This window comes from Hydrogenophaga sp. (genome assembly GCF_011772445.1).
GTDB lineage: Bacteria > Pseudomonadota > Gammaproteobacteria > Burkholderiales > Burkholderiaceae_C > Hydrogenophaga.
Genome location: NZ_WVZN01000045.1, coordinates 123,453 through 138,277 on the forward strand (window position 1 = coordinate 123,453; position 14,825 = coordinate 138,277).

The 14,825-nt window shown below is 69.5% G+C and carries 14 protein-coding genes; 10 read left to right on the forward strand and 4 right to left on the reverse strand.

The window, feature by feature from the left end; translation table 11 throughout:
* The first annotated feature begins 101 nt into the window (after positions 1–101).
* A complete protein-coding gene (locus GTO19_RS18785) occupies positions 102–1,454 on the forward strand; it encodes a hypothetical protein (protein WP_291023552.1) in 1,353 nt (450 codons plus the stop codon).
* Between the two features lie 38 nt (positions 1,455–1,492).
* Here the strand turns inward: GTO19_RS18785 and GTO19_RS18790 are convergent, their stop codons facing one another.
* The 3 genes from GTO19_RS18790 to GTO19_RS18800 all read right to left on the reverse strand — a co-directional run bounded on the left by GTO19_RS18790 (position 1,493) and on the right by GTO19_RS18800 (position 6,098).
* Positions 1,493–3,307, reverse strand: a complete 1,815-nt coding sequence (locus GTO19_RS18790) for a methyl-accepting chemotaxis protein (protein ID WP_291023554.1) — start codon at positions 3,305–3,307, stop codon at positions 1,493–1,495.
* Positions 3,308–3,483: 176 nt separating this feature from the next.
* The gene (locus tag GTO19_RS18795; protein WP_291023556.1) at positions 3,484–4,746 is read right to left on the reverse strand and encodes a sensor histidine kinase KdpD; all 1,263 of its coding nucleotides are present in this window, start codon (positions 4,744–4,746) and stop codon (positions 3,484–3,486) included.
* Positions 4,747–4,856: 110 nt separating this feature from the next.
* Complete coding sequence (locus GTO19_RS18800; RefSeq protein ID WP_291023560.1) at positions 4,857–6,098, reverse strand: HAMP domain-containing sensor histidine kinase; 1,242 nt, start codon at positions 6,096–6,098, stop codon at positions 4,857–4,859.
* Positions 6,099–6,264: 166 nt separating this feature from the next.
* On the opposite strand from GTO19_RS18800, the gene GTO19_RS18805 reads away from it, so the two are divergent.
* The 4 genes from GTO19_RS18805 (at position 6,265) to GTO19_RS18820 (ending at position 8,961) form a co-directional block, all read left to right on the forward strand.
* Positions 6,265–7,185, forward strand: a complete 921-nt coding sequence (locus GTO19_RS18805; RefSeq protein WP_291023563.1) for a hypothetical protein — start codon at positions 6,265–6,267, stop codon at positions 7,183–7,185.
* Positions 7,182–7,826, forward strand: coding sequence for a helix-turn-helix transcriptional regulator (locus GTO19_RS18810; RefSeq protein ID WP_291023564.1), 645 nt, complete (start codon positions 7,182–7,184; stop codon positions 7,824–7,826). The genes GTO19_RS18805 and GTO19_RS18810 overlap by 4 nt, the downstream gene beginning before the upstream one ends.
* Positions 7,827–7,908: 82 nt before the next feature.
* The gene (locus GTO19_RS18815; protein WP_291023567.1) at positions 7,909–8,313 is read left to right on the forward strand and encodes a hypothetical protein; all 405 of its coding nucleotides are present in this window, start codon (positions 7,909–7,911) and stop codon (positions 8,311–8,313) included.
* 3 nt (positions 8,314–8,316) lie between these two features.
* Positions 8,317–8,961 (forward strand): Fic family protein, encoded by a 645-nt coding sequence (locus tag GTO19_RS18820; RefSeq protein ID WP_291023569.1) that lies wholly within the window; start codon positions 8,317–8,319, stop codon positions 8,959–8,961.
* Positions 8,962–8,992: 31 nt separating this feature from the next.
* Here the strand turns inward: GTO19_RS18820 and GTO19_RS18825 are convergent, their stop codons facing one another.
* On the reverse strand, positions 8,993–9,319 hold the full coding sequence (locus GTO19_RS18825; RefSeq protein ID WP_009518121.1) for a hypothetical protein: 327 nt from the start codon (positions 9,317–9,319) through the stop codon (positions 8,993–8,995).
* Positions 9,320–9,642: 323 nt separating this feature from the next.
* Here GTO19_RS18825 and fliF point away from each other — a divergent pair, with 323 nt between their 5' ends.
* The 5 genes from fliF to fliJ are packed head-to-tail and all read left to right on the forward strand — an operon-like array spanning position 9,643 to position 14,767.
* Positions 9,643–11,337, forward strand: coding sequence for a flagellar basal-body MS-ring/collar protein FliF (gene fliF / locus GTO19_RS18830; RefSeq protein ID WP_291023576.1), 1,695 nt, complete (start codon positions 9,643–9,645; stop codon positions 11,335–11,337).
* Positions 11,318–12,343, forward strand: a complete 1,026-nt coding sequence (locus GTO19_RS18835; RefSeq protein WP_291023578.1) for a FliG C-terminal domain-containing protein — start codon at positions 11,318–11,320, stop codon at positions 12,341–12,343. Before fliF ends, GTO19_RS18835 begins: the two co-directional genes overlap by 20 nt.
* The gene (gene fliH / locus GTO19_RS18840; RefSeq protein WP_291023580.1) at positions 12,340–13,044 is read left to right on the forward strand and encodes a flagellar assembly protein FliH; all 705 of its coding nucleotides are present in this window, start codon (positions 12,340–12,342) and stop codon (positions 13,042–13,044) included. Before GTO19_RS18835 ends, fliH begins: the two co-directional genes overlap by 4 nt.
* On the forward strand, positions 13,041–14,348 hold the full coding sequence (gene fliI, locus GTO19_RS18845; protein ID WP_291023583.1) for a flagellar protein export ATPase FliI: 1,308 nt from the start codon (positions 13,041–13,043) through the stop codon (positions 14,346–14,348). The genes fliH and fliI overlap by 4 nt, the downstream gene beginning before the upstream one ends.
* The gene (gene fliJ, locus GTO19_RS18850) at positions 14,345–14,767 is read left to right on the forward strand and encodes a flagellar export protein FliJ (RefSeq protein WP_291023586.1); all 423 of its coding nucleotides are present in this window, start codon (positions 14,345–14,347) and stop codon (positions 14,765–14,767) included. Before fliI ends, fliJ begins: the two co-directional genes overlap by 4 nt.
* Positions 14,768–14,825 lie beyond the last annotated feature (58 nt).

Sequence of the window (14,825 nt, forward strand, 5' to 3'; positions counted from 1 at the left end):
TGAGGACGGGATCGATCCGGCGGGTTCGGTGACGAAGCGGCGGCGCCAACGGGCGATGGCCCGTTCGCTTCCCTCCAACTTACCTGCAGGTGATTCCAGCCATGGTTCCTCGTTCCCCCTTCAAGTCAGACAACGCCGCGGCCTCCCGCCAGAAGGAACTTCAGAAGTCGATGTGCGTTCCGGGCGAGAAACGCCTGAGTCTGCGCAAGTTGTACGAATTCGCTGCGCGCGAGGCCGCCAGCAAGAAGAAGGGCGTCGTCGTGTTGCATGTCCGCACGACCAAGGGGCCTTCTCCTGGCGAGGAGACGTTCAAGGCCAGCACGCGGCCGAAAAAGATCAGCACCGCCAAAGTGGCCGAAGGGGAAGCGGTCGAATGGTTCGACAACTCCATCAAGCCCATGCTGAACAAGAGCCCGATGTATTCGGCGGAGGTTCAGCAGGCCCTGGCCGATATCGTGTACGTCGTCGCCAAGCACCAGCGCGTGGTGCTCAATGATCCGGAGTTCCTGCGCTTGCTCAAGGTGGTGGCGCAGGCCACCCCCGTCGCACCCGAAAGAAAATGCCCGGCCATTCCCGAGGCTGTCTTGCAGCCGAGCGCGGGCGTTGCGGACATCCCCCCGCCCATCGAGACGACGAAGCACCCGACGGGTGAGATGGGTTCGCGGTTTGTGAAGGCCGAGCTGACGGCCTCGCTGCGCCGGATTTGCGACGACATGCGATCGCGCGGCGAGACGACGAGACCCCTGTTGGACGCGCAAGGCAAGCTGGTGGCGCAACTGCACATCCGGTCAAGGCAAACCGGCACCTTGATTTGCCTGGATGAGGCCGGCGATGGTGGCTGTCCGCAGGGCGAAGGCTTGGTCATGAGCGCGACAGGCGAGCAGCTTCATGTGCACAAAGTCGAGTTCTCGTCCCTTGAAGAGGCGATGGCCCTCTCTCAAGCGAACCATTGGCTGGCGCTTGCCCAGCGGTTCGAATCCGCGATCGTGCCCATCACCATCGACCGCGTGGCGGTCTTGAAGGAGCAAGCGCTGGCGCTCAACCAGGCCATGGCCGATCTTTGCAAAGCCATGGTCGAGAAGAACTGCCCGCACCTGTGGACGGACGGCGCCCATCAGGTCTGGACCAATGAAGTGAACCGCAAGCGCTTTCACTTCTCGGCCACCATCAGCACGACGCCGGATGGCAAGCACCTGCTGACCGTTGAATCCCACGATGCCTATTGGAGCGAGGGAGTGAAGGACCTGTGGGGCAGTGCACTGATGTCGGAGAACGCAGCCGACGGTTCATGCGCGGTGATGTCGTTCCGATTGAACCGGAAGGACCTCAACACCGACAAGGACTTCCTGCAAATCGGTGATCTGGATGCCGCCTTGCACAACATGAAGCGCCTGTTGAGCCTGGTTCGGTCATTCGTGGAGGATGTCAACCGGCTCAAGGCCGCGTCGACCTGACGCCACCGCCTCCCTGCCCCGCCGGGCAGGGACCGCGATCAGAACGACTCCCACTCGCCGATGGCGTCGTCGCCGGAGGCTTTGGCGCTCAGCACCGGCGGCGCCGCCTTGGCAGGCGCAACGGCTTTTGCGGGCGCAGCCACGGGCGCGCTCACGGGCTTGGCCGTGGGCGCAGCCGGCCTGGTTGCCGCCGCGACAGGCTTGGCCACCGGCGCGGGCTTGGACGCCGCCAACAGCGCCGGCTCGCGCCGCTGCTGCAGATCGCCCGCCGTCAGCGCGGCGATGCCGCCCGCGGAAGCCGCCCCGCCATCCAGGCGGAAGATGCGCACCACCTCGGCCAGCCGCGCCGCCTGGTCGTTCATGCTCGATGCGGCGGCGGCGCTTTCTTCCACCAGCGCGGCGTTCTGCTGCGTCATCTGGTCCAGGTTGGACACGGCCGCGTTGATCTGGTTGACGCCTTCGGCCTGTTCGCCCGAGGCGCTGGCGATCTCGCCGATGATGTCGCGCACGCGGACCACGTTCTCCACGATCTCGCTCATGGTCTGGCCGGCCTGGTTCACCAGTTCGGTGCCCACCGTCACCTTGTCCACGCTGGCGCCGATCAGGCCCTTGATTTCCTTCGCGGCCTGCGCACTGCGCTGCGCGAGGTTGCGCACCTCGCCGGCCACCACGGCGAAGCCGCGGCCCTGTTCACCGGCGCGCGCGGCTTCCACCGCGGCGTTGAGCGCCAGGATGTTGGTCTGGAAAGCGATGCCGTCGATGACGCCGATGATGTCGTTGATCTTGCGCGAGGCCTGGTTGATCTCTTCCATGGTCGAGACGACCTGGTTCACCACCGAGCCACCCTTCTGCGCGCTCTGGCCCGCCACGTCGGCGAGCTGGTTGGCCACGCGGGCCGAGTCGGCCGACTGCTTGATCGCACCCGACATCTGCTCCATCGAGGCGGCGGTCTGCTGCAGGTTGCTGGCGGTCTGCTCGGTGCGCGACGACAGGTCGTTGTTGCCGGTGGAAATTTCCTTGGCCGCCACGGTGATGTTCTCCGTGCCGCGCTTGACGTCCGCCACCACGCTCACCAGGCGGTCGCGCATGGTGCCCAGGGCGCGGGTCATGGCGCCGAACTCGTCGCCTCGGTCGTTGTTCAGGGTGGCCGTCAGGTCGCCCGCGGCCATGCGCTCGGCGAAGGCCATGGTCTCGTTCAGGGGCTGGCGGATGTTGCGGATCAGGAAGAAGGCGCCCACCGCGATGGCCAGCACCAGCAGACCGACCTGCGTGGCCGCGACGACGATGCTGGAGGCGCGCTCCTTGGCCTGTTCGGCCTGGGCCTGCTTGAGGATGTCGGCCTGCATGTGGCCGAAGTCCCGCACCGCGGCCAGGTAGGGGCCGACGGCGGGGTTGAACACGGTCCTCATGGCCTGCGCGGCGCCCGCGTAGTCTTCGTCGGCCTTGAGCTTGTTGACCTGGGCGAGCTTCTGCAGCACGTCCTTGCGCAGTTCGCCGATGCGCGCCAGGGCGGCGAGCTCGGCCTCGGTCTTTTCCATTTCCTGCAGGCGCTTCTGCAGCTCGGAGATGCGGGCCATGCCGTCGGTGATCGGCTGCTTGAACATCTCGGCCATGGCCGGATCGCTGGACACGGTGGTGGCCTGCACGCGCGCGGTGGTGGTTTCGGTCAGACCGGCCCATTCCACGGCCAGAGCCGTTTTGTCGGCCAGCAGGGTCAGGGTGCGTTCAGACGCCTCGCCCATGCGGGCAGAGCGCAGGCCGGCCGAGGCGATGGTGCCCAGCAGGGCCAGGATGATGAGGGCGACGCCGGTCCAGAGCTTGGTGCCGACGGACATGTTGCGAAAGAAGTTCATGGTGAAGCGGGATGCGACGAATCAGGCGTGGGCGATATCAGGCGCCCGCGGCCTGCCAGAAGACCCGGGCTGTCGCCGCCACTATCGGCCGCGTGCCGGGAAAACTTGATTCGATAAGACGGGTGAAACCCGCCCAGTTCCCGAGCGGGCGGGCGCGCGGGCCGGGCGGCGCGGACTCAATCGCCGCGCGCCGCGCCGTCCAGCGGCAGCGAGAGTGAGAAAGTGGTACCCGAGTCGCTGGAGTCCAGCGTGAGCCGGCCCTTGTGCACGCGCACCGTGTTCTTGCAGAACGCCAGGCCCAGGCCGTTGCTGTGCGTGTCCGCGGTGCTCACAAAGGGACGGAACACGCTGCGCTGCAGCTGGCGCGGAATGCCCGGGCCGCGGTCGCGGATCTCCACCACGCCCCGGCCGCCCTGCACGGCCGTGACGAAGCTGATGTCGCCCGGCGACGGCGCGCCCTTCTGCTGGCGCAGCGCCACCAGCGCGTTGCGCAGCAGGTTGTGCACCACCTGTGTGAACAGGCGCCGCGTGCCGCGGAAGTGGAACTCGGGGCCGGGCTCGAAGACCACCGCGCGCCGCTCGCTGTCGGCGCGGAAGGGAAAGCTGTCGATCGCCTCCTGGATCATCTCGCGCGCCGCGATGCGCTCCTCGCCCCTGCGCAGCACCAGCAGCTGCGCGTTCACGATCTGTGAATCGATTTGCTGGTTCAGGTTGCGCACCAACTGCTCCAGTCGCTGGCCCGAGCGGCGCGCCGCGGCCGACTCCTCGTTGTCGCGCAAGGTTTCCACCAGCAGGCCGACGCTCGCCAGCGGGGTGCGCAGTTCGTGCGCCATCACGCCCAGGGCGTTCATGGTGGCCTGCAGGCGCTGTCGGTCCTGCAGCGCCGACGACACGCCCAGCAGCAAGCCACACAGCCAGGACAGGCCGATCATGAAGCCGTGTTCGCCCGCGAGCGCCGCTGGCAGCAGGCCCGTGGCGGCGCCGAGCAGGGCGGCACCGCCGAAGGCCGCGAGCAGCATGGCGGTGGCATAGCGCCAGTCGGTGATCACGTACATCAGCAAGGCCACCAGGCACAAGGCCAGCACGCGCGGGTCTGTCCCGCCGTTGAGCAGGTACAGGCCGGCCTGCACCACCGGCCCGGCCAGGGCCAGGTACAGCAGCACGTAGGCGCGCATCGCGGGGCGCTCGGCCACGTCGTCGGGGTCCAGCAGGAACAGGGGCACGGCGCCCAGGGCGGCGACCAGGCGCAGCGCGAAGCTGTCGAAAGGCTGCGGCGCGACGAAGGTGTACACCGCCCAGGCCGAGAGGTGAACGATGAGGTAGATCAGGCCGAGGGCGACCAGGCGTGCGCGCGACAGGTGCAGCACGGGCTCGAGCGGAAGCTGTAGCAGGGTCTGAAGCGGCTTGGTCAGCGGGGAAGGCGAGGAAAGCGGGGACATGGCGAGCCGCGTGGACGGATGTGAGCGCATGCTAAGGCCCGGCCCTGGCGCCGCCAGCGGGGAAGCCCTCAGGCCGGCTGTGGGGAAACCCGGATGGATGCGCGGCTCGCTCAGCGCATCGCCAGCGGCAGCTCGATGACGAAGGACGAGCCGCTGGCCACGCGTTCGAAGCGCAGTTGCCCCCGGTTGGCCTCCACCGTCTCGCGGCAGAAGGCCAGGCCCAGGCCGCTGCTGTGCGTGGTCTGCGTGCTGAAGAAAGGCTCGAAGATGAAGCGGCGCACATGCTCGGGCACGCCCGGGCCCTTGTCGCGCACGCGGATGGTGCCGCGCGCCGCACCGCTGTCTACCTCGATCTCGATGTCGCCGCGCTCGAACGCGGCCTGGGTGCGGCGCAGGGCGTAGACCGAGTTCTTCACCATGTTGTGGATCACCTGGATGAACAGGCGCTGGTTGCCCTTGAAGTGGAAGTCGCCGCGCGTGTACACGCTCACGGCCTGGCGCTCGCGCTCGCTCAGGAAGGGGTAGGACGCGACCGCGTCATGCACGAGCCGGGCCGCGTCGAGCGTCTCGTGGCCGGGCAGGATGTCGAGCAGCTGCGCGTTGACGATTTGCGAATCGATCTGGTGGTTGATGGCGCGCAGCAGCCCCTCCAGGCGATCGGCCAGGCGCGGCACGTCGGCGGGTTCGGCGTCGCGCAGGTGGTCGTTGATCAGCGCGGCGCTGGCCAGCGGCGTGCGCAGCTCGTGCGCCATCACGCCCATGGCCAGCAGGGTGGCGTTGAGGCGCTGCAGCCGGTGGCTGGCCGAAGACAGCGCCAGCGTGAGGGCCGACAGCCAGGCGAAGAAGAAGGTGAGGTTGCCCTCGGTCGCGCGCCACGGGGGCAAGGCCAGCTGCGGCTCGGTCATCGAGACGAAGGCGCGCGCGGCGATGGTGCCCACCAGCAAGGTGGCGGTGGCCACGCGCCAGTCGAGCACCTGGTAGACGAGGAAGCACATCAGCGCCGTGCTCGTCATCCACACCGCGTTGCCGTGGTTCATCAGATAGAACCACTGGAAGAAGAAAGGGCCGGTGTAGGTCAGGTAGACCAGCAGGTAGAGGCGGATGGCGCGGTGGCGCGTCACCTGCGCGGGCGTCCACCACAGCAGGGGCAGCGCGCCGATCGCGGCCAGCGCGCGCGCCAGCGGGCTCTCGAAGGGTTGTGGCGCGAGCTGGCTCCAGAAGGCATGGAAAGCCAGGTGGCCGACGAACAGGACGAGGCTCAGCGCCACCAGCCGCGCACGCGAGAGGTGCCGCAGCGGTTCGATGGGTTGACGGAGAAGGGCGAGCGCCCGTACGAGGAATCGGTGTCGCACAACGGGGCGCATTCTAGGGACCGCGGCCGCCGTTCGAGCGTGAAATAAATCGGTCACGCGGGGGTCTCAAGTTCGTGCGCCAGGTGCCGATATGCTCCGATGGTCCGGACCGCGCGCGCCGCGGTCCTCCACTTCCTGAAGTAGGCCCGGCATGTTGTTTCCCTGCATGAGAGCGTCCTCGCGCATCTCCTTCATCGACGACGACCCGTCGTTCCTGGACGCCATGGTCGACGCCGTCGCCTCGGTGCGGCGCTGCGAGTTCCTGCACCACCCCGGCGAACTGGACCGCCTGTACGCCGAGCAGGAAGACCTGCTGCGGCGCGAGCAGCAGATGCTCGCGCGCATCGTGGGCGCCGAATCGCCGCTGCTCGCGGCGCTCGACTACTTCGCCTGGCCCGGACGGCACGCCATCTTCTCGGTGCTGGTCACCGACCAGGTGATGCCCGCGGAAGACGGCGTGTCCATTTGCGAACGCCACGGCCATTTCGGTCTGCGCCGCATCCTGCTCACCGGCGCGGCCGACGCCGACCTCGCGGTCCAGGCCTTCAACCAGGGCTCGATAGAGTCCTTCCTGCCCAAGCAGACGCGCAATCTCGGCTTCAACCTGCGCCGCGCGCTGCAAGACCAGTTCCTGCACAACTCGGTCGAACGCGGTCGGCAACTGGCCATGCAGATGCGGCGTGATCGCTTCGCGGCGCTCGAGTCGGCCGACGTGTCCAACGCGCTGATGGTGATCCTGGGCCGCAGCCGCGTCGACGAATACCTCGTGCTCGGCGAGCCCTTCGGCGTGCTCGGTCTGCGCAGCGACGGCCGGCTGAGCTGGATCCAGATCGAGACCCGCGAGGGCCTGCGCGAACTGGGTGAGTCGCTGGCCGAGTTCGACTGGGACGCGCCGGGCGTGGCCCGTGTGCGCGCCGGCGAGGCCCTGCCCAATGTGGAGCTCGTGTCGCAGCTCGACGGCATCGCGCCCGCCGTCGCGCCGATCGAGGTGCTGAGCGAAGTCGAGGGCGTGCTGGCCGCGGAGTTCGTGTTCGACTGGCCGGGCGCGGTGTCGTGGCGCACGCTGCCCGGGGGGGCGGCTGCGTGAGTGTTGCCGGGCTGGAACACCCCACCTCGCCCGACGCGTTCGAGCCCCTGGTGGACGCCTTGCTCGCGCGCGTGCGCGAGCGCGGGTTTTCTGGCGTGGCCTTCGTACGGCCCGACCCGTTCGGCGAGCCCGGTGCGCGCCTGGTGCAGGCGCTGAGCAGTCCGGCGCTGCAGGCACACGCCGCGTGGATCGAGCGCGCCACGCCGCCACGCGACCAGGCCGTGGCACTGCTGCCGATCGATGCGCTGGGCGAAGAGGGCGCGCGCCGCTTCGGCGGCCTGGGCTACCAGCAGGTGCTGCTGGTGCGCATCCCCGTGCTGGGGGAAGCCTGCTGCGAGTTCTGGCTGCTCTCCACCAGCGCCCACGTGCGGGATGAACACCTGGGCGCGGCCACGCTGCAGCTGCTGCGCGACTGGCCGGCCTGGCGCGAGGCGCTGCGCGCGGCGGTCTGCCCGCTCACCCCGCGCGAGCGTGAGGCGCTGCAGGCCGTGGCCGAAGGCCTCAAGGGCGCGGAGGCGCAGGAGCGCTTCGGCTACACCGAGCGCACCTTCCGCCTGCACGTGGAGAACGCCAAACGAAAAATGCGCGCGGCCAACGGCTCGCAGGCCGTGTACCGCGCGCACCTCATGTGCGGGCTGTGAGGGCGGCCGGCGCCGAGGCTGGTCAATTGATGTCAAATTCAGCATAATGACATCACATGATGACTCGCACGGAGGTGATGCCATGGCCAGAATGGGTTCACGAACGGCCAAGCCGCAGGCGGCCAGCGAACGGGTGGTGACCACGGTCCGGCTGGAGCCCGCGCTGCACGCCGAACTCGCCGCGCTGGGCGAACTGGAACACGCCAGCTTCAACCAGGTGGTGGAGGCGGGCATGCGCCATTACGTGCAGCACCGGCGCGACGTGCTGGAGCAGCGGCTGGAACGTGCCTTGAAGGCCCTGCGGGCACGGCCCAAGGGTGGCGATTTCGACGCAGCCATCGCCCGCCTGGTGGAGGCGGAAGCCACACTGGGCGACGCCGATCCCGCGCAGGGGCGTCTGGGTCAACGGCCGACCGATGCGCGGGCCAGGTCCATAGGCGACAAGGGGCTGGCCGCGCGCGTGCGTTCCCTCATGGCCGCTGGCTGAGGCATGGCTGCCGGCCCCCATTGGGACGCGGACAGCCCTGAACTGCGTGCCAATCTCAAGCGGATCTTCAACGCCATGCGCCAGCACGCTGAGGCGCGCCATGCACTGAACGCGGCCGACATCAAGGGCTGGCATGCGGCCATGATGAAGGGCCTGTCGGTGCCCGAGGCGGCCGATGTCGGTGTGACCGAGAGCGACCTCAGGGGGGCGTTTCGAGGGCCACCCCGGTTGGGGCACGTCACCGTCACCATCGGCGACCACGAGGGCGTGGCGCCAGACCGGGTGCCGGGCGAGGTCAATGCCTTGCTGGACCGGGCGGCCGTCACGGTGGCTGTGTTGGATGAAGCGATCGGTTCGAAGGCACCGGCCCGCTTCACGCGGGACGAGCTGCGTGCCGTGTGCGAGCTGGCGGGGACGCTGCATGGCGAATGGGTGCGCATCCACCCCTTCGGCAATGGCAATGGGCGCATGGCGCGGTTGCTCGCCAACTGGGTGCTGATGCGTTACGGCATCGAGCCGGTGCTCAGTCCCCGGCCGCGCCCCGAGGGTTTGTATGAGCTGGGCGCTCGCGCGTCCATGCATGGCCGGCACGACGTGATGGTGCTGTGCATCCTGTCGGAGATCGAAGCAGCGGCCGGCCGCTCTTGAATACCCGGGCCGGCAGGGCCCGGGCGATCGATCAGAACGGCCGGCCCGAGGCCGCCGCCATCTCCAGCCGCACCTTCAGCGCGCCCGTCACCAGGCCCTTGGCATAGGCGTTCGGCGCGCTGGCCAGCAGGGCCTGCAGCTCTTCGCCGGTGCAGTGCTCCACCTGGAACTCCTCGTACATGTCGAACCAGTGCGGGTGCTGCTGCTCGATCAGGCGCATTTCGTTCAGGTTGCTCATCGCCACCTCGGCCTCCAGGCGCTGGAGCATTTCCAGGGTCTCGATGGGCGGGATGCCGAGCGACGCGGGGCGCATGCCGTGGGTGGAGGGCAGGGTGGTCATGTCGAGGTCCAGGTACATGGGTCGCGTCCTTGAGGGGCGGGAGGGTCTGTCCGTGTTGTCGGTGTCCTCTGGAGTCCCCTTCACCACCGACCCTGTCACTTTTGACAGGGGACGCGAAGACGCATCATCGAATGCGCATTTGTTCACGCTGCAGGTGCACAAAACCCCGTTTCCCGGCCCAGCAACGCCCTGGATAAACCTTTTCGGTTCCTGTCAAGCGAGCGTGTGCCGCTCATCACCACCCGCGAACCGCACGGCGCTCAACCCCCGATTCATCCCCCGACTGACATGACATCTCAAATCAACTTCGCGTATCGTTACACGTACAAAGTGAAATATCAATGAGTGCACTCACCCCCATCCTGCAACGGCTGCCCCAGCCTTCGAAAATCGCCTCGGCCCTGCGTTCCGAAGCGGTGTCCAAGCTGTTGCCGGTCGTGTTCCTCGCGATCGCGCTGACCGCGCTGGTGATGATGTTCGTCTGGCAGAACCAGTCGAACTACCGGCCGCTGTTCGGCGCGCGCGAGAACGTGCCCTCGGCCGACATGATGTCCGTGCTCGACGCCGAAGGCATCGCCTACCGCCTGCACCCCGAGACGGGTCAGGTGCTGGTGGCCGAGTCGAACCTCGGGCGCGCGCGCATGCTGCTGGCCGCGCGCGGCGTGGTGGCCCGGCTGCCCGACGGGCTGGAACTCATGGACAAGAGCGACCCGCTGGGCGTGACGCAGTTCGTGCAGGACGTGCGCTTTCGCCGCGGCCTGGAAGGCGAACTGGTGCAGAGCATCACCGCGCTGGAGCCGGTCAAGAGCGCGCGCGTGCACCTGTCGATCGCACGCGCCTCCACCTTCGTGCTCAACGCCACCGAGGCCAGCTCGGCCTCCGTCGTGGTGCACCTGCACCCCGGCCGCGAGCTGGAGGCCGAGCAGATCGCCTCCATCATCAAGCTGGTCTCGGGCAGCGTGTCCAATCTGGCGGCCGACCGGGTGACGGTGGTGGACCAGGCCGGGCGCCTGCTCTCCAGCCGCGTCGACATCAAGGCGGGCCTGGATTCAACCGGCTTCGCGAATGAGTCCGTGCGCAAAGCGCAGGAAGGCCTGCTGCGCAACGCGCACCAGCTCCTCCAGCCCATCCTCGGCGTGAACAACTACAACGTCAGCGCCTCCGTCGAGCTGCACCAGGACAACGTGAAGGAAACGCAGGAGCGCTACGAGGGCGATCCGCGCATCACCAGCGAGGCCTCGCGCGAGGAAATGAACCGCCAGCCGCAGGCCCTGGGCATTCCGGGCTCGCTGAGCAACCGCCCGGCCAACCCGCCGCCGGACGAGGAAGACAAGCCCAGCACCGCCGAGCGAAGCGCCGCCACGCGCCAGTACGCCTACGACCGCAGCGTCACCACCATCGAGCGCGCGCGCGGCCAGGTGAAGAAGATCAGCGTGGCCGTGGTGCTGAACAACGCCGCCGCGCCCGCCGGTGCACAGGCCTGGGCACCGGCCGAGATCGCGCGCATGGAGCAGGTGCTGCGCGGTGGCCTGGGCATCGACACCGCCCGCGGCGACCAGCTCGTGGTCTCGGCCATGGCCTTCCCGGCGCCGCCCGCGGCCGTGGCCTGGTACGCCGAGCCGCAGTCCATCTTCACCCTGACCGGCTGGGGCTTGAGCGCCCTCGGCGCGCTGCTGGCCTACCTGCTGATCGCGCGCCCGCTGATCCGCCGCTTCACGCGCGATGCCACGCCGCCGCGCGAGGTGGGCACGTCCGAGCTGGTGGAGCTGGGCCTGCGCGACGGCGACGGCGCCGCCGGGGTGGCCGGGGCGCTGCCCGCCGGCGCCGGTGCCGTGGCCGCGCTGCCGCAGCCCGCCAGAGACCAGAACAAGCGCGACTCCATGGGCTCGCTGCTGGAGAACTACAACCTGCCGCCGCCGGGTTCGCCGGTGGATGTGCTCGTCGATCACCTGAGGGACCTCGCGACCAAGGAGCCCGAGCGCGTGGCCGAGGTCGTCAAACAATGGGTGCAGAAAAATGGCCACCAGCCTGCCTGAGTCCGCCGCCGATGCGGCCGCCATGTCCACCGTCGAGCAGGCCGCCATCGTGCTGCTGAGCATGGGCGAAGAACCCGCCGCCGCCGTGCTGCGCTGCCTGGAGCGCGACGAGCTCTTGGCCGTGACGCAGGCCATGTCCGCCATGAGCGGCATCAAGGTCGATGCCGCGCGCACCGCGCTGCAGCGCTTCTTCGACGACTACCGCGACCAGAGCGGCCTGCACGGCGCCTCGCGCGCCTTCCTGAAGAACTCGCTCGACCTCGCGCTGGGCAGCAGCATCAGCAGCAGCGTGCTCACGCGCATCTACGGCGACGCCATCCGCCCCAAGATGGCGCGGCTGCAATGGGCCTCGCCGCGCTGGGTGGCCGACCGCATCGCGCAGGAACACGTGCACATGCAGGCCGTGTTCCTGGCCTTCCTGCCACCGGCCATGGCCAGCGAGGTCATCGCCAGCCTGCCGGAAGAGGGGCGCGACGAACTCATCGTGCGTGTGGCGCAACTGGGCCACGTCGAGCACCGCCTGCTGCAGGAGGTGGAGGTGCTGGCCGACGCCTGCCTGCAGAGCCTGGAGACGCAGAGCGCCACCATCGAAGGCGTGAAGCAGGCGGCCGAGATCCTGAACCGCCTGCCCGGCGACAAGGCCCGCATGGTGGAGCAGCTGCGCGAGCGCGACGCCACCGTGGCAGGCCAGATCGAGCGCAGCATGTACGACTTCTTCATCCTCTCGCGCCAGAGCGAGGAGGTGCTGCTGCGCATCCTCGAGGTGGTTCCCATGGACGAGTGGGCCATCGCGCTCAAGGGCGGCGACAGCGACGTGCGCCGCGCCCTCCTGGCCTGCATGCCGCAGCGCCAGGTCAAGACCTTCCAGGACGCGATCCGCCGCACCGGCCCGGTGGCCGCGCGCCGCGTGGAGGAGGCGCGCGCCACCATCATGCGCGAGGTGAAGGCGCTGGCCGACGCGGGCACGATCGCGGTGCAGCTCTATGCCGAGGCGACGGTCGAATGAACACGGCTTTTCGGACCTACCGCTTCCCGCCACTGGCCGATCGCGAGATCGCCGAGGCCCTGTCCGCCCAAGGCACGCCCGAGGCCCTGCAGGCCGCGCTGGCCGACGGCTACTCGCGCGGCGCCGAGCGCGGCTACGAGGAAGGCTTCGACAAGGGCCTGATCGAAGGCCGCGCCGTGGGCGAAACGCAAGGCCGCGAACGCGGCGCTGCCGAGGGCCGCGCCGAAGGCGAGGCCCAGATCCTGCAGCGCTGGGAACGCGTGGCCGCGCCCATGCAGGCCGCCATCGATGCCCTGCGCCAGGTGCAGGCCGACTACCAGGCCGCGCTGCGGCGCGAGATGGTGGAGCTGGTCGAGCGCGTGGCGCGCCAGGTGATCCGCGCCGAGCTCACGCTCAACCCCACGCAGATCCTCAAGCTGGTGGAAGAGACCTTGCAGAGCATGCCGCCCGCCGTGAGCGCGGTGGAGGTGTTCCTCAACGCCGACGACCTGCGCGCGATCGAGCGCATCGACAGCGCCAACACGCGCGGCTGGAACCTGATTGCCGACCCCGCGCTGGAGGCCGGCGAGTGCCGTGTCCAGGTGGCCGGCTTCGAGGCCGACGCCGGCAGCCGCCAGCGCCTGCAGGCCTGCATGGGCCAGGTGGCCGCGCAACTGCTGGGCGCGGAAGAGCCCGCACCCAGCGCCGGGGCCGCCGCGTGATTGCCGAACAACTGCGCCGCATCGCCGTGCCCGAGGTGTCGGTCTCGACGCCCACGGGCCGGCTGGTCAGCGCCACCGGCCCGCTGCTGCAGGTGCGCGGCGTGCGCCTGCACGTGGGCCAGCGTTGCCGCATCGAATCGGCGCTGGGTGCCGACATCGAGGCCCAGGTGGTGGGCTTCAGGGACGAGGCCGCGCAGCTCATGGCCTTCAAGCGCACCGAGGGCCTGGCCGCCGGCGCGCGCGTGCTGCCGCTGCCGGCCAGCGGCAACCTGCTGATCGGCGACGCCTGGCTGGGCCGCGTGGTCAACGGCCTGGGTGAACCCATGGACGGGCGCGGCCGCCTCGGCGGCGAGCACCTGCTGCCCAGCGCGCCGCCCTGGGTGGACCCGCTGCGCAAGCGCCCGGTGGAAGGCGCCATCGACGTGGGCGTGCGCGCCATCAACGGCCTGCTCACGCTGGGCCGTGGCCAGCGTGTGGGCCTGATGGCCGGCTCCGGCGTGGGCAAGAGCGTGCTGCTGGGCCTCATCACGCGACAGACCGTGGCCGACGTGATCGTGGTCGGGCTGATCGGCGAGCGCGGCCGCGAGGTGCGCGAGTTCATCGACCTCTCGCTCGGCGAGGAGGGCTTGCGCCGCGCCGTGGTGGTGGTGGCACCGGCCGACGAGTCGCCCCTGATGCGCCTGCGCGCCACCGAGCTGTGCCACACCATCGCCGCGCACTACCGCGACCAGGGCCGCCACGTGTTGCTCCTGGTGGACTCGCTCACGCGCTACGCCATGGCGCAGCGCGAGGTGGCGCTCTCGCTTGGCGAGCCGCCGGCCACGCGCGGCTACCCGCCCTCGGTGTTCAGCGCGCTGCCGCAGCTGGTGGAAAGCGCCGGCAACGGCAGCGGCGAGGGCTCCATGAGCGCCATCTACACCGTGCTCGCCGAAGGCGACGACCAGCAGGACCCGGTGGTGGACACCGCGCGCGCCATCCTCGACGGCCACATCGTGCTCTCGCGCGCGCTGGCCGAGCGCGGGCACTACCCGGCCATCGACATCGGCCAGTCCATCAGCCGCTGCATGGGCCTGGTGGCCGACGCCGAGCAGCAGCGCGCCGCGCGCGAGGTGAAGGCCCTGCTGGCGCGCTACCAGCAGGTGCGCGAGCTGCTGCCCCTGGGCGCCTACGTGCCCGGCGCCGACCCGCTGAGCGACCGCGCCGTCGACCTGTGGCCGCGCATCGAGGCCTTTCTGCACCAGGGCACCAAGGAGTCCGCGCCGATGGGCGAGTGCCTGCAGCGTCTGAAGGAGATCGTCGAATGAACCCGCGCGCCCTGGAACAGGTGGTGCAGCTGCGCGAGCGCGAGCAGGAGCGCGTGGGCGCCGTGCTGGCCGAGCAGGAACGCACCCGCCAGCGTTTCGTCACCAGCATTTCCCAGTTGGGCGATCTGCTCGACCAGGCCGGCGCCACCGGCGCGCTCCCGCCCACCCTGGCCAGCAACCTGGGCGCCTACAAGCTCAGCGTGCTCGACATGGCCGACCGCCACCGCACGGCCCTGGCCCGGCACGAGTCGCAGATGGACCAGACCCGCCTGGCGCTGCACGAGGCCTTCCGCCGCCGCGAGGCGGTGGCCCAACTGCACGAACGCCGCCTGGAAGAAGGTGAGCGCGCGCTTCTGGTGGCCGAGCGCAAACGCACCGACGACGTCGCCCAGACCGTGTGGCTGAGGGGGCGAGCGTGAAAAAGTCCCGCCGAGCGCTTCAGAAATTCCGCGCCCCGGTCGCCTTGTGCTTCGGAGG